13 protein-coding genes and 1 pseudogene are annotated in these 13,001 nt (G+C 34.6%); 5 read left to right on the top strand and 9 right to left on the bottom strand.

The genetic code is table 11. The features are described 5' to 3' along the window. The 4 genes from IC220_RS01580 to rimM form a co-directional block, all read right to left on the bottom strand. Positions 1-483 (bottom strand): IS110 family transposase (locus IC220_RS01580; protein ID WP_188152851.1); only part of this gene is annotated, 483 nt, incomplete at its 3' end. 525 nt (positions 484-1,008) lie between these two features. Beyond that, positions 1,009-1,686, bottom strand: coding sequence for an inositol monophosphatase family protein (locus tag IC220_RS01575; protein ID WP_188152850.1), 678 nt, complete (start codon positions 1,684-1,686; stop codon positions 1,009-1,011). Between the two features lie 4 nt (positions 1,687-1,690). Beyond that, positions 1,691-2,257 (bottom strand): elongation factor P, encoded by a 567-nt coding sequence (gene efp, locus IC220_RS01570; RefSeq protein ID WP_188152854.1) that lies wholly within the window; start codon positions 2,255-2,257, stop codon positions 1,691-1,693. 95 nt (positions 2,258-2,352) lie between these two features. Beyond that, complete coding sequence (rimM, locus tag IC220_RS01565) at positions 2,353-2,859, bottom strand: ribosome maturation factor RimM (RefSeq protein ID WP_188152849.1); 507 nt, start codon at positions 2,857-2,859, stop codon at positions 2,353-2,355. A gap of 86 nt (positions 2,860-2,945) precedes the next feature. Here rimM and mnmE point away from each other — a divergent pair, with 86 nt between their 5' ends. Next, positions 2,946-4,388, top strand: a complete 1,443-nt coding sequence (gene mnmE / locus IC220_RS01560) for a tRNA uridine-5-carboxymethylaminomethyl(34) synthesis GTPase MnmE (protein ID WP_188152848.1) — start codon at positions 2,946-2,948, stop codon at positions 4,386-4,388. Positions 4,389-4,563: 175 nt separating this feature from the next. Next, positions 4,564-4,704, top strand: a pseudogene (locus tag IC220_RS01555) (IS481 family transposase); the annotation flags it as partial. Positions 4,705-4,821: 117 nt separating this feature from the next. Here IC220_RS01555 and IC220_RS01550 read toward each other — a convergent pair. From IC220_RS01550 to IC220_RS01540, 3 genes are read right to left on the bottom strand one after another with little or no spacing between them, the layout of a single operon-like run. Then, complete coding sequence (locus IC220_RS01550) at positions 4,822-5,439, bottom strand: SCO family protein (protein WP_188152846.1); 618 nt, start codon at positions 5,437-5,439, stop codon at positions 4,822-4,824. 44 nt (positions 5,440-5,483) lie between these two features. Then, a complete protein-coding gene (gene dnaQ / locus IC220_RS01545) occupies positions 5,484-6,167 on the bottom strand; it encodes a DNA polymerase III subunit epsilon (protein ID WP_188152845.1) in 684 nt (227 codons plus the stop codon). A gap of 18 nt (positions 6,168-6,185) precedes the next feature. After that, the gene (locus tag IC220_RS01540) at positions 6,186-6,854 is read right to left on the bottom strand and encodes a Tim44/TimA family putative adaptor protein (protein WP_188152844.1); all 669 of its coding nucleotides are present in this window, start codon (positions 6,852-6,854) and stop codon (positions 6,186-6,188) included. A 108-nt stretch (positions 6,855-6,962) separates the two neighbouring features. Here IC220_RS01540 and secB point away from each other — a divergent pair, with 108 nt between their 5' ends. Together secB and acnA are read left to right on the top strand one after the other, a co-directional pair. Next, positions 6,963-7,466, top strand: coding sequence for a protein-export chaperone SecB (gene secB / locus IC220_RS01535; RefSeq protein ID WP_188152843.1), 504 nt, complete (start codon positions 6,963-6,965; stop codon positions 7,464-7,466). A 41-nt stretch (positions 7,467-7,507) separates the two neighbouring features. After that, positions 7,508-10,090 (top strand): aconitate hydratase AcnA, encoded by a 2,583-nt coding sequence (acnA, locus tag IC220_RS01530; protein ID WP_188152842.1) that lies wholly within the window; start codon positions 7,508-7,510, stop codon positions 10,088-10,090. A 34-nt stretch (positions 10,091-10,124) separates the two neighbouring features. Here the strand turns inward: acnA and purH are convergent, their stop codons facing one another. Beyond that, positions 10,125-11,636, bottom strand: coding sequence for a bifunctional phosphoribosylaminoimidazolecarboxamide formyltransferase/IMP cyclohydrolase (purH, locus tag IC220_RS01525; RefSeq protein ID WP_188152841.1), 1,512 nt, complete (start codon positions 11,634-11,636; stop codon positions 10,125-10,127). Between the two features lie 136 nt (positions 11,637-11,772). Here purH and IC220_RS01520 point away from each other — a divergent pair, with 136 nt between their 5' ends. Then, entirely contained in the window at positions 11,773-12,789 is a 1,017-nt protein-coding gene (locus IC220_RS01520) for a substrate-binding domain-containing protein (RefSeq protein ID WP_188152840.1), read from the top strand. A gap of 36 nt (positions 12,790-12,825) precedes the next feature. On the opposite strand, the gene IC220_RS01515 is transcribed toward IC220_RS01520, so the two are convergent. Continuing rightward, the coding region (locus IC220_RS01515; RefSeq protein WP_188152743.1) for a transposase at positions 12,826-13,001 on the bottom strand (176 nt) is incomplete at its 5' end.

The following is a 13,001-nucleotide window of genomic DNA, read 5'->3' as shown; positions in this document are numbered from 1 at the left end:
TTGCTTACAACTGAAATCCATATTTTTATTTTCCAAGCGATTCATCTGTTGTAACTTGTCATCTTTAAGTGCTTGCAAACAACGGTAGAGATCTCTTAAACGTCTAACTTCCTGAGGAGCAGGTTTCCAAGAATGAGGTTTATTTGCAATACAAAACCTAGCAATCTTGGCAGCATCTGACTTATCTGTTTTATTTCTAAGTAGCTCACTTTTGCCAAAAGCCTTGATTTGAGCTGGATTTATCACACTTACATTATGCCCAAAATCGTACATGAAATTCACTATATCTTCACTATAACAACCTGTTGCTTCAAGACATATGTGAATTAGGTCTGCTCCATGTCCATTGCACCAAGCTACAAGCTTTTCAAAACCTTCTTGGTTATTGTGAAAAACTTTATGTCGTTCTTTGTTATCTATCAACAAACAGGCATCAAATTTTTCTTTAGCAATATCTACACCTAAAATAGCATTTGCTTGCATAAACTAGCCTCCAAAACTATAAATAAAATTGAGAGTTTAGACTAACCTTGTTATACGGGATATGATTCCAAAGATACTGTCCAGTCTTTTAACTCTATGTTGGGAAGGGAGCAAAATCTATGGATCGGCCTTATTGGCATAAGTTGGGGTTCAGCTTCACCTTCCCTGCAAGACACTTTAGCTATAATGCCTTACTTTTTAAAGATACAAGTTGGGGTGTGTAATACTTGATAACTCCTCCTTTATTGATGATGTTATTATACCATTATATAGTGGGACTGTACACCTAGAACCAGGTCCTATAGCTTTGTGAAATGGATGGAAACGTCTCTTTGATTTAGCAAAAGGATGGAGACTTGCTCATGTATTCTATACTTGTGGGTAATAGTAAGAGGTACAAGTAGAGGTGCAGCGTAGCCATTTTTTTAGTATGTGCATTGATGGCAAATTTATCATCGATGTGCATTTGTACTTCTCATCTTACCATAAACAGAAGGTCTATCCTTAATCTATGCAACAAAGCTTTTACTCAACTTTGCCAGCAATAACAAACTCGTTGTTTTCTGTTAGTCTTCCACCGCTTTCTTGGAGAAAGAGTTTGCCGAGTGAAGTCTTATATTCGCCAATACCAGAGTAAATGACTCCATTATACCTGCCTGCAGCGAGGTATGCAAAACCCAAAGTTGTTGAACCGAGAGAGCGTACATTTTGCAATGGCAATTTATTCAATAAATTGCTGCTAACATCAATTAAGCCTTCTTCACGAATTTTCATTCGCATTTTTATGTGACGAGAGCGAGCATCTTCAAGAAAAGCACCTTTTTTTTCTTCTACCCAAAAAGTTTCCCTCAGGGCTGGAGCATCAATTACGGCTGCTACTACTCTATTTTTGTGAATTAGACAAATCGATATTGCAAAATAAACAATGCAACTAGCAAAATTTTCTTTACCTTCTATAGGCATAATAAGCCAGGAATAATTGCTGTCTTGGGTAGCATCATCTTCAAAGATAAAACCGTAGTCTTGCTTGTAATTACCTAGCATATTGCATATTGTCTCTTTAGAGCGCAAATAAGTTTTATTAACAAAATCTGCTGACTTAACGTTAGAGATCTGTAACTCATTAAAGTCACGCATAATCGACTTGGATGCATAACGTGCAGCGTCAAGCATCACATTAATTCGTGGTGATGAGATGGACATTCTTTTATTCTTTTACTCTTTCATAGTAGCTATCGTCAGAAGTATACACTACAATCTTATCCTCCTCTTTTATAAACTGAGGCACACTAATGCGCATTCCGTTTTCTAAAATTGCAGGTTTATAAGAAGCAGTGGCAGTTTGTCCTTTTATAACAGACTCTGTTTCTTTGATAATAAGTGTGACATAATCAGGCACGTGTGCAGAAATGATTTTATCTTGATAAGTTACCACTTTAACTTTCATGTTATCCTGTAAATACACTTTTTTTTCTCCAAATAGGCCCAGATTGATGGTAATCTGCTCATAATTACTGGGGTGCATAAGATTGACAATTTCTCCTTCAGTAAAAAGGTAAGTGTATTCTTCTTCATCTAAAATTGCTCTTTTTATTGATGCGTCAGAGCGAAATCTTTCATAATGCTTTGCTCCGGTTTTAATGTTTTTCATTTCAGCTTGTATATACGCTCCACCTTTACCAGGTTGAGTGTGCATGATACTTACAACTTGAAATAAACTACCGTTATGTTCCAGGACTTGCCCGGGTCTGATATCATTTGCTCTTTCTGCCATAGGATTAACTTTTGCCTTCATTATAAATAGCTTTTATCTAAAAATCAAAGTTTTTATTTTCCTTAATATGGTCGAGAGTTTCTGGAACTGTGTGGTTAATCAATGAATTCTGGTATGCTTAATACTATATACTTCTTTTTAACGTTTATGTGTGGAAATATTTCTTTAGTAAACGGTAACATAACATTTTTTTTTGTGCTGGTTACTAAAATTTCTAATATGTCTCCTGACCCGAAATTATGTACGAATTTTACATAACCGTATGATTCATTTTCTAGCCTTACTTCCATATCTATAAGATCATTGTGATAAAACTCGGTTTCATTGTCCAATTCTGGCAACTTGTCCTGTGTTGTATATAACTTCTTATTCCGCAATAGTTCTGCTTTATTGCGAGAATTTACACCATTAAGTGTAGCTATTACTAAATTATCTCCTGCAATAGATATTGAATCTATTTTGTAACTTTCATCACCGTTGATTAGTTCACCATACGAAGAAATATTTTCAGGTTTTTCAGTGAAAGTTTTGATTTTTACAGCTCCTTTAATTCCATGAGGAGAAGTAATAATTCCTAAGCATACTAACCTATCCTTATCCATAATGTTAATGATACACCAAAAATTGTTTACTGGCAACGTCTTACGTTCCTATTGATATATAATATTATTGAAAGTAAAATATTTGTATGAAAAATGGTAAAAAATACGATACAGAAAGAACAATTTTTGCTTTGACAACGGTATTCGGAAAATCTAGCGTTGCAGTCATTAGAATTTCAGGAAATGATGCACTCAAAACTTTAAGTCACTTCGATATCGATAAAAAAATTAAGCCCAGGTTTGCTACTCTTATTGATCTGTATGATAAATCTCATCAATTGATAGATAGTGGAATAATGATTTATTTTTCTGCGCCACATAGTTTTACCGGTGAAGATGTGATAGAGCTACAGGTGCATGGGAGCAAGGCTGTGATTAAAAATGTCTTGGACGAGCTAGCAAAAATCTTTGTCATGGCAGAGCCTGGAGAATTTTCACTTAGGGCATTTTTAAACGGTAAATTTGATTTAACTCAAATAGAGGGGATTGCAGATTTAATTGATGCTGAAACAACATTGCAAGCGAAACAAGCAATTAAGCAGATTTCAGGGGAATTAGAAAGATTATACAGTCATTGGAGGCAAGTGTTAATAAAGACACAATCTAAAATTGAAGCGTACATAGACTTTCCTGAAGATATTACAACACAAGAAGATGAGCTAATAAAAATCAATCAGGAGGTTCAAACACTTATTCAATCAATACTAAATCATATAAATGATGAAAGACGCGGTGAAAGGCTACGTGAAGGTCTGCACGTTGTCATTACCGGTGAGCCGAATGTCGGTAAATCAACATTATTTAATTATTTAGCTAAACGTAATATTGCTATTGTTTCTGAATATGAAGGTACAACAAGGGACGTGCTTGAAGCTCATATTGATATTGGTGGGTATCCAATTATTCTTTCTGATACTGCTGGAATTCGTGAAAGTTTAGACCCAATAGAGTCTGAAGGTATACAGCGAGCAAAAAAACGTTCTTCTGAAGCTGATCTTAGAATAGAACTATTGCCATTTAATCAGCGTCATAGTCTAAATTGTCACACTGCAGATAGTGATACTATCTATGTGCTGAGTAAGGCTGATGATATTAAACCTCTTTCGAAACCGATTTACGGTAAGAGCACCGCAGTTGAGGAGAGCTTCGACAACAAAATTGCCACAGAAATTGAGTTGCGAAAGAGGTCTATTCTTGATAATCAAACCATACGAATTGGGGATACAGATTTTTTGCCTATCTCTATTGTGAAGGAAATAGGCACGAGTCATTTGATTTCACTAATTAAAGAAAAAATGAAAGAAAAATTTTGGTGTGATAAGGAAACTCCATTAATAACAAGGCAAAGGCATAGAAATTGTATACAGAGGGCGTTGGAACACTTACAGCGTTTTAATATCAGTAAACCAATTGAATTAATGTCTGAGGATTTAAGACTTGCTGCAGTAGAACTTGGAAAAATTACAGGAATTATTAGTGTTGAAGAAATATTGGATAGTGTATTTAGTACTTTTTGTGTTGGTAAATAACTTTAGTGCCAATAGACCTCTTGCAAAACCTATAGCATTTCCTAAACCAAATGATAGACTTCTGTAATGGCTTGACCAACAAGAAGAAAAAGGTCCTTTTGTTGATGCATTCTCGGTCTAGGTGTACAGTCCCACTATATAGTGGTATGATAACATCATCAATAAAGGAGGGGCTATGGGAGAAGTATTACATGGGTGCGCCAGAACAACAGAGACGGTGCCTAGAGCAATACAAAATAGTCAAGAGAGCATAGCAAAACTTTCTGAACGCTACCATCTCAATCCAAAAACTATTATAAAATGGAAAAAACGTTCATTCACTAAGAAGGTGTCTGCAAAGTATTTGCAAAGTAAGAAAAGTGTGATATAAATGGAGATAATAAAGATGAGGGTAATACTATACTTCCATCATACTCTGGGACCATACATGAATTTAGCCTATAACTATGTGCTTTTTTATCCCAACTAAAATTTTATCAGATTGATTTTTGTCTGAATTCAGATCAAGTGCAAAGTGTGTGACATATTTTCCATGAGGATCAATGAGATATATTATTGAGGAATGGTTGATTTCTTCTTCTCCACCTATTTTATTGACATAAACCCTATATTTTGTAACTACTTCACTTATTTTTTCTTTTTCACCAGTTAACATCTGTATTCTGTGATCAAATTGTTGTTGAAACTCTTTCAATCTTTTAACATTATCACGTTCAGGGTCAACTGTAATGAAAAATGTTTGTAGCTTATCATGAGTTTTCTCGTCTAACTTTGCTAATGCTTCAGAAATAATGCCAAGATTCATCGGGCAGATACGTTTACATGAGGAAAATCCAAAGAAAACTAGCTTATACTTATCCTTAAGATCGCTACTATGTATAACCTGGCCATCTTGATTAATTAGTGAAAAATTTCCGCCTATTGCAACTTCTTCATTGTGAGTTGTTGTTGTTGGAGTAAAAATGCCTCTCTTAACAAAATAACAATAACCTAAAAAAACAGCTGCAAGTACTATTAATAAATTAGACAAGAGCCTTACGAATTTTATCATGGGATAACCTCAAGTAAAACTGTATTATACCTTTACTTGCTAGTTTATCCAATATATTTCTTCCAAAGTGCATTGTTGATCTGTTCCAATAATTTTCTATGAGCTTCGATTTCATCATCGCTTGGAAGATGTTCTCTATGAGGCAAAGTTTGTGTTCCGGGTCGCAAAGATGCGGAGTTGTCATCTTGATCGTCTGCATTATTAAACAAAAGAGTTTGTAATCCCCCTGTAAGTTCAACATATACTTTTGCAAGCAAATGGGAATCCACTAATGCACCATGCAGTTCTCTGTTCTCGAGTGATATATCAAAACGTTTACACAATGCATTTAAGGACACAGGAGATCCTGCAAATTTCTTTCGCGCAAGAGGTAACGTATCTATTACCCTGTCAGGAGAAATTTCCCCAGCATTGATCCTGCCTAGTTCCATATTGAGAAATTTTACATCGAATATAGCATTATGAATTACTAAAACGTCATTAGCTATGAAGTCAAGAAACGCAGATGCTATGTCTGAAAATAATGGTTTATCTTGTACAAATTCTTCACTAATTCCATGAATCTTAAAAGAATGATATGGTATATCCCTTTCAGGGTTGAGATATTGATGGAAGACATTGCCTGTTGGAATACGGTTCTTTAATTCCACACAGCCTATTTCAATGATTCGGTGGCCTGATTCAATGCTAAGACCAGTTGTTTCAGTATCAAGTACTACTTCACGCATTATGTTAGCCTCACAAAATCAATGATACTTGCTATTTGTTGCTAAATCATTATTAGCATCTGCTTTTTCATAGTTAATGGAAATAAGTAACCAATTTAAGTCTGATGAGTTAGTATTTTTTTTAAACTGCCATACATCTTCAACTTTGTTAATAGTGGATGTGTTGCCTGAAATGATATCTCCTTTACTATCTTTAGTGAAGTTGATTTGCTCTGAAAGGAATTCTACAGCAATAAATACCATGTTTTTCACTAATTTCATTTCTACGATTCTCTGTGAGATGATAGAAACAATTACAGACTCATGACTTTCGCCTAACTCTTCACGGCGCTTGATTTTTTCTGTAAAACTATTGTATAAATCTTTATCTACGAGGGGCTTGAGTTGCTTTAAATTACCTTGGTTAAAATATTTTATTATCAATTCAAAAGCTATGCTTGAACCTTTCATAAAATGAGAAATAGAAAAATTTTTGTTTTTCTTCAATATCTGCTCGTAAACATCTATGTTTTCATCATTATCATCAATGAAATCTTCAGTATTTTCTAACACATTTTCTTTCATTTTTCTTATATTTAATGTGTTAGTTAATGTTCTTAAGTTCAAGTTGGTTGATTTGCCTAAAGAACTGTACAAACGTGAAAAGATGAAAGCTGCTAATAAAGCATATATGACAAGTTCTACCATAAGTAAATTACTCCGTAATATTGAAATTAAACTAAAATTTGCTATCTTGCTATAATACACGTAATATTGTATAAATAAACATTAAATTTAATTAAAGGAGGGGTGGAAATGCCGCAACAAAAAATGAAAATTCATGGTCAGTATATTAAGGATTTGTCATTTGAAAATCCAAATTCACCGTTTATTGCTTCAAGTAAAGCCCCTGATATCAGTGTTATGGTTAACATAAACTCAGTAAAATTGGAGGGAACAGAAGATAAAGAAGGAGTAGACGATATAAAATCTTTTCATGAGATTACTTTACATATAGAAATTAAAGCAACAGTAAAAGATACAGAAATAAAAGACGGTATAGCTTTTATTTGTGACGCAAAATATTGCGGTATTTTTTCAATAGAGAATGTTGCATCTTATAGTGACGAGGAATTAAGGCGAGCTTTATTTGTCAGTGGTCCCACTTTTCTTTTCCCTTTTGCAAGAGAGATAATAGCGAGAATTACCAGTAGTGGCGGCTTTCCCCCTCTTATGTTAGACCCTATAGATTTTGAGGTTATGTATGAGGAACAGAGTAAACAACAAAAAAGCAATGGTAATCATTCTAATTTTAACTAATATGTTGTAATATATCTATTCTAACGTAACATTTAAATGAAATGAGTAATTCTCTAGATTCAAAAGCAGTCTTAAATATTGATGGGAAATCATATAACTACTTTAGTCTAAATATTGCTAGTAAGTTTTTGGGGATAAATATTACTCAATTACCATGCTCTCTTAAGGTTTTGCTTGAAAATTTATTACGTAATGAAGATGGCGTGAATGTCAAGTTAGATGATATAAGAACACTAGCAAATTGCGTTAATAATTATGTTAAGCATGAAATTAGCTACAAGCCAGCAAGAGTATTAATGCAGGACTTCACAGGAGTGCCAGCTATTGTGGATTTAGCGTCAATGCGCAGCTATGTACAAAAAAATGGTGGCAACACACGCGGTATCAATCCATCAGTACCTGTGGATCTTGTGATTGACCATTCCGTGCAGGTAGATAGCTATGGAGATAACTCTGCATACGATAAAAATGTTAAATTAGAAGTCAAAAGAAATTTAGAAAGGTATCAATTTTTAAAATGGGGGGAATCATCCTTTACAAACTTACGAGTGGTGCCTCCAGGTACAGGGATTTGTCATCAAGTAAATCTTGAATATTTAGCACAAGTTGTTTACGAGAATAAAGGAGTAATATATCCCGACACTGTAGTTGGTACTGATAGTCACACTACGATGGTTAATGGTTTATCAGTTCTGGGTTGGGGTGTTGGTGGCATAGAAGCTGAATCTGTGATGCTTGGCCAATCAATTAGTATGGTTATTCCAGAAGTGGTAGGGTTTAAATTAACAGGTAAGCTTGCCGAAGGGGTTACAGCCACTGACTTAGTACTTACAATTACAAATATTTTAAGAACAAAAGGGGTGGTAGGTAAATTTGTGGAATTTTATGGTAGCGGTTTAAGCAATTTATCTCTTGCCGATCGAGCAACCATAGCAAACATGGCTCCTGAATATGGTGCAACTTGTGGATTCTTTCCAATAGATCAAAAAACTTTAGATTATCTGCATTTGACTGGTCGTCCGCAAGAATTAATCAAGCTAGTTGAGGTATATGCCAAAGAGCAGGGGTTGTGGTACACAGGTGAAGATATTACATTTTTTGATAAATTGGAACTTGACTTATCTGCCATCGAGCCAGTCATGGCTGGTCCCAAAAGACCGCAGGATAAGATTTCTCTATCGCAGGTTGCAGAGTCTTTTTCCACATCGTTCTCTGTTAAAAAAACCGGAGAGAGTGATAAATTACAAGATGGCAGTGTCGTCATTGCAGCAATAACAAGTTGCACGAACACTTCTAATCCAAGCGTGATGATTGCAGCAGGTCTTGTTGCACGTAATGCAGTAAAGCTTGGGTTAACATCTAAGCCTTGGGTTAAGACTTCCCTTGCACCAGGATCAAAAGTAGTAACAGAATATTTAGATAAATCTAATTTGCAGGAGAGTTTAGATACTCTAGGCTTCAATTTAGTTGGATATGGTTGTACTACATGTATCGGAAACTCTGGTCCATTAAATAAGGATATTGAAGACAGTATTAAGGATAGGGATCTGACTGTTGCTGCAGTTTTATCTGGTAATCGTAATTTTGAAGGAAGGATTCACCCTTTAGTAAAAGCCAATTACTTAGCATCTCCACCGCTTGTTGTCATCTATGCGCTTGCAGGTACTGTGAAGATAGATTTAACTAAAGATCCTATATGTAAGGATAAAGATGGCAATGATGTATATCTAAAAGACATATGGCCGACAAATCGTGAGATAGAAGAATGCATTAACAAAGTTGTGACGCGTGAAATGTTTATACAGAAGTATAATGATGTCTTTTCTGGTGATAGGTACTGGCAAGAGATAGAGTGTGAAGAAAGAGAAATTTATAATTGGAATGCAGACAGTACTTATATACAAAATCCACCTTATTTTGATAATTTGTCACTTGGGAATAACGTAATTGATATAAAAAACGCACAGATATTGGCAATACTTGGTGATAGCGTTACTACTGACCATATTTCTCCAGCTGGCAATATAGCTTCAAATAGTCCTGCAGGTATATATTTAAAGGAGCTTGGGGTTGAACCTAGGGGCTTCAATTCCTATGGATCTCGCCGTGGTAACCACAATGTTATGATGCGCGGTACTTTTGCTAACATCAGAATAAAAAACGAAATGGTTAGCATTGAAGGGGGCTATACAAAACATATTCCTTCAGGAGAAACTATGCCGATCTTTGATGCAGCGATGCGTTATAAGGAAAATAATGTACCTTTAATCATTGTAGCTGGTAAAGAATATGGTACAGGTTCAAGTAGAGATTGGGCAGCAAAAGGTACTTTGCTTCTCGGAGTCAAGGCTGTAATTGCAGAAAGTTTCGAGCGTATACATAGATCTAATTTAATTGGCATGGGTATTATACCACTTGCATTCCCAGAGGGAATGACTAGAAAAATGTTTAACGGCAATGAAATAGTTAGTATCAAAGGAGAAATAATGCCGCATGCAAATTTGGAGTGTGTGGTAAGGGAAAGTGATAAACCAATTTTGCTAAAATGCTGTGTTGAAACATTAACTGAAGTAGAATATTTAAAAAGCGGTGGAGTATTAAGTTATATACTTTCATCGTCTTAACGCTTTACCTACAGAGTAATTCAAATAAAGCAATTCAATGAGAAAAACTACGAATACCAGTAAAGAACATGGAAATTTTATTATCATCTGCAGCTGTTATCACTTCCTGGTCCTTTAATGAGCCACCTGGTTGAATTATAGCTGTGATTCCATGTTTTGCACTTTCTATTATGCTATCTGAAAAAGGAAAAAATGCATCTGAGGCAAGCACTGCACCCTGACATTTTTCACCTGCTTTCCTTACTGCAATATTTACACTGTCTATTCTGCTTGTTTGTCCTGCGCCAATGCCGATAGTACTGCCATCTTTTGCTATCACGATGGCATTTGATTTTACATGTTTACACACCTTCCAAGCAAAAATAAGATCTTCTTTTTCTTTTTCTGTTGCAGCACATGCAGTGACCTGCTGCATTTCTTCTTGTGTTATCTTGTGATTATTGTTTTCTTGTACTAAAAATCCACCAACGGCATTTTTAACTTGGTATTTATTACTCTGCACAAAATCTTTATGTAAAATTATTCTTAAGTTTTTCTTTCCTTGCAGAATTTTTAGAGCTTCATTGTTGATCGATGGTGTTATTATTACTTCTAAAAATATCTGGCTCAACTCTTCTGCAAGTTTTAAGTCCACTTCTTGATTGAAAGCAACTATACCACCAAAACTACTTATCTTATCGCATGATAGAGCTTTCTTGTACGCTTCTAAAACATTGTTGCCAATTGCAACTCCACACGGATTATTGTGCTTTATTATCACTGCTGCTGGTGTTTCAAATTCAGAAATAATATTAATTGCAGACTCTATGTCTACTATATTATTATAACTTAATTCTTTTCCATGGATCTTTTCCAACGGAAACTTGCTGCTATAAAATGCAGCTTTTTGGTGAGGGTTTTCACCGTACCTCAACTCTTGTGCTTTATCTCCACACAGTGCAAAAAATTCTGGCAATTCATCACTCTCATTTCGAGATAAAAACCAGCTATAGATGTTAAAATCATAATGTGCAGTGAGAGCAAAGGCTCTAGTTGCTAAATTTTGCCTATATTCCAGTGTTGTTTCATTGTTATTTTTTGTCATTTCTACTTGTAGTGCTTCATAGTCTTTAATGTTTGAAATAACTGTGGTAAAACGAAAATTCTTTGCAGCTGCCCTAATGAGAGCTACTCCTCCTATGTCTATCTGCTCTATAATCTGCTCTTCACTTGCATTGCTATTAACTGTTTCCCAGAATGGATATAAGTTGGTTATCAGCAGGTCTATACACTCAAAACCTAAGTCTTGCATTTCAGTTTGGTGTTTTTCTCTATCAAAAAGTATTCCACCATGAATTTTGGGATGTAGAGTTTTTACCCTACCACCCAATATCTCTGGAGATTGTGTGTAATCTGACACTTCCTGCGTTTTTATTCCTGCTTCAGATAGAATCTTATATGTATTACCTGTTGATAGAATTGCTATCTGTTGCTGTGCCAGAAATGATGCAAGGTTAATTATATTCGTTTTATCATAAACTGATATTAAAGCTCTTTTTATTTTCATTTTTACATAAAGAATTTTTTTTAATTATATCTGAAAAAGAGGGGTCTGACAATTTTGCTGTTCTACACTGCTAATATGAATTTGACAAATAAGTCTTTTTAGTCTTAATCTTTTCCTATAAGTTTATGTTTTTGTAATGCTTAGAAATTTTTTACTTATTTTTATCTTCATAGTTTTTGTACCTCAATCAAACGCTGAAGCAAGGGAATATATTAGAATTGTTGGGTCTTCAACGGTCTTTCCCTTTATTTCATTCATAGCTGAAGAGTTTAATCGCGTGTTTTCCTTTAAGACTCCAGTTGTAGAATCAATAGGAAGTGGGGCAGGGTTTAAAATGTTTTGTTCAGGAGTAGGGGAAGATACACCAGATATTACTACTTCATCTCGTCCGATGAAAGAAGTAGAAAGGGAATTATGTAAAAGGAATAAAGTTAATGAAATAATAGAGATTATAATAGGTTATGATGGCATTGTTGTTGCAAATTCGAATCAGAGCTATAGGTTTGATCTTACAAAAAAGGATTTATTTGATGCTTTGTCAGAATATTCACAAGGGGATAACAAATTAATACAAAATAATAAGAAGTTTTGGTCTGACATAAACAAATTTTTCCCGAAAACAGAAATTGAAATTTATGGTCCGTATCAAACTTCAGGTACATATGAAACTTTAATCAACTTTATTATGCTTGATCAGTATTCATGTATGAATTCAAGAGTTTTCAGAGAAACTTATGAGGATTTAAAAGAGAGACAGAAAGTATGCAGTCGTATTCGAGATGATGGTAGATATATAGAAGTCAGTGCTAATGAAAATATAATAATACAAAAATTGAAAAGCAACAGAAATGCCTTAGGTATATTTAGTTTCAGCTTTTTAATGAGGAATCAAGATAAAATACAAGGAAGTACAATTGCAGGAATTGAACCAACTTATGAAAACATATCATCAAGAAAATACATACTGGCCAGACCTTTATACCTTTACATAAAAAAAGAGCATATAGATGTTGTTGATGGGTTAAGGGACTTTATTAAAGAAATAATAGATGCTATCAACACTGAAAGTGGGTATCTATTTAAGCTTGGTCTGATACCACTTTCAAGTGAAGATGTACAAAAAGTTTTAGCAACAATTCACGGTATTGTGTAATTAGGCACTTCTATTTAGAAGATGTCTTGAAATCATTTAAGTAGCTAATTTATTAAGCATAACGGTAATCATATTAAAGAAAATATTGGTTTTTGAGGTAAGAGGAGAATGTTCGTAATCTTTGCTCATGCGCCTAAAATTGGAGAGCCAAGCAAAGGTTCTTTCAACTATCCAACGTTTTGGAATAACCTGAAATCCTTCAGCTTCGGGAT

The organism is Wolbachia endosymbiont of Pentalonia nigronervosa, assembly GCF_014534705.1.
Classification (GTDB): Bacteria; Pseudomonadota; Alphaproteobacteria; order Rickettsiales; family Anaplasmataceae; genus Wolbachia.
The sequence above is the reverse complement of the archived record's forward strand: the minus strand, read 5'-3'. Positions and strand labels throughout refer to the sequence as shown.

Coding starts and splice junctions, on each gene's coding strand:
- IC220_RS01575 (WP_188152850.1), bottom strand. CDS start 1,686: ATGTCCATCTCATCACCACGAATTAATGTGATGCTTGACGCTGCACGT.
- purH (WP_188152841.1), bottom strand. CDS start 11,636: ATGAAAATAAAAAGAGCTTTAATATCAGTTTATGATAAAACGAATATA.
- IC220_RS01540 (WP_188152844.1), bottom strand. CDS start 6,854: ATGGTAGAACTTGTCATATATGCTTTATTAGCAGCTTTCATCTTTTCA.
- mnmE (WP_188152848.1), top strand. CDS start 2,946: ATGAAAAATGGTAAAAAATACGATACAGAAAGAACAATTTTTGCTTTG.
- IC220_RS01520 (WP_188152840.1), top strand. CDS start 11,773: ATGCTTAGAAATTTTTTACTTATTTTTATCTTCATAGTTTTTGTACCT.
- secB (WP_188152843.1), top strand. CDS start 6,963: ATGCCGCAACAAAAAATGAAAATTCATGGTCAGTATATTAAGGATTTG.
- dnaQ (WP_188152845.1), bottom strand. CDS start 6,167: ATGCGTGAAGTAGTACTTGATACTGAAACAACTGGTCTTAGCATTGAA.
- acnA (WP_188152842.1), top strand. CDS start 7,508: ATGAGTAATTCTCTAGATTCAAAAGCAGTCTTAAATATTGATGGGAAA.
- rimM (WP_188152849.1), bottom strand. CDS start 2,859: ATGGATAAGGATAGGTTAGTATGCTTAGGAATTATTACTTCTCCTCAT.
- efp (WP_188152854.1), bottom strand. CDS start 2,257: ATGGCAGAAAGAGCAAATGATATCAGACCCGGGCAAGTCCTGGAACAT.
- IC220_RS01550 (WP_188152846.1), bottom strand. CDS start 5,439: ATGATAAAATTCGTAAGGCTCTTGTCTAATTTATTAATAGTACTTGCA.